The 869-nt window shown below is 66.5% G+C and carries 1 protein-coding gene; it reads right to left on the reverse strand.

What is annotated here, in order from left to right; translation table 11 throughout:
- Positions 1 to 188 precede the first annotated feature (188 nt).
- A complete protein-coding gene (locus AC5LSR_RS21060; RefSeq protein ID WP_250287192.1) occupies positions 189 to 578 on the reverse strand; it encodes a DUF3618 domain-containing protein in 390 nt (129 codons plus the stop codon).
- Positions 579 to 869: the final 291 nt, after the last annotated feature.

An 869-nucleotide genomic window follows, 5' to 3' on the forward strand; every position in this document is an offset into this window, starting at 1 on the left:
GCTTCAGACCCGCGCCGGTCCGTCGCCCGAGCCGCGCGCCTGCTGTCGGCGAAATCTCGCCGGCAGCAGGCATAAGCTTTTCCGGCATTATTCCAGAACTATCCAGTATTGTCTGGGACTACGCCGTACGCCATGCCGTGTACGGCGTGGGCGAGACAGTGCCCGCTCCCGCGGGACACCGCGGAACATCACAGAGCGTATGCGCGGCGGCGGCGCCTGCGGCGGCGAACGCCGACGAGCAGCACCAGCACACCCCCGGCGGCAGCCACCCTGTTCCATCGGATGACGCGCTGCACAACCGGGCCTGCGTCAAGGCCGGCGGACAGCTCCCGCCTGTCGGCCGGGGTGCCGTAGCCGTTGCCGGTGGCGGTGGAGTCCGTGGTGATGGCGGGCGGGCCACCGAAGCCGTTCGCGATCACCTTCTGGCGCAGCTCGGCGACCCTGCCCCTGATCTGCTCGCCTGTCCGCTCAGCCACCCGCCTGGGGCTCACGAGATCGGCGATGGCGTCCAGGGTGACCGCGAGCTCGGCGCGGGTATTCTCGATCTGCTGCTGAATCGCAGCCGGGTCCTGCGGCACCGATGTCGCCCTTTCCTCCACGCGCGATGACTGCCTGGGCATATCTGTCTGGATCTTCACCGGCGCTTCCTGAATGTACCACGTCGGCTTCGCCGGACCGACAACGCCGTCGTCAGCGGCACGGCGTCGCGGTCAATGGACGGTCAATGGAGTTGTCGTCGACCCGGACAGAACACCACCGTCGAGCCCTCTCCCACATCCCACCGGATAGCCGTCCAGGCGTACCAGGATATTCGCCGGAACATGCCGGATATAACATTAATCACACCATATGATGACCATGAGCGACGG

It is taken from the genome of Protofrankia sp. CiP1_Cm_nod4 (genome assembly GCF_982290645.1).